Source organism: Staphylococcus agnetis, from assembly GCF_002901865.1.
Classification (GTDB): Bacteria; Bacillota; Bacilli; order Staphylococcales; family Staphylococcaceae; genus Staphylococcus; species Staphylococcus agnetis.
In genome coordinates this window covers 1-266 of the sequence record NZ_PPQF01000124.1, presented here as the reverse complement: position 1 = coordinate 266, position 266 = coordinate 1, and the positions used below count along the sequence as shown (strand labels likewise).

At 42.5% G+C, this 266-nt stretch carries 1 protein-coding gene; it reads right to left on the bottom strand.

Features of this window, described 5'->3' with window-relative positions:
- The coding region (locus tag CD172_RS12800; protein ID WP_206169846.1) for a hypothetical protein at positions 1-266 on the bottom strand (266 nt) is incomplete at both ends.

Below are 266 nucleotides of genomic sequence, written 5' to 3'. Positions count from 1 at the left end.
CCTTCTGGTGTTGTGTCCTCAACGTAATCTACCACATTACTTTCTTCGATCTCTTCCATTACACCTATGTTGGATCCTGTCATACCTTCTGGTGTCGTATCTTCAACATAATCTACGACGTTGCTTTCTTCGATTTCTTCTGTTATGCCTGTGTTTGATCCTGACATGCCTTCTGGTGTTGTGTCCTCAACGTAATCTACCACATTACTTTCTTCGATCTCTTCCATTACACCTATGTTGGATCCTGTCATACCTTCTGGTGTCGT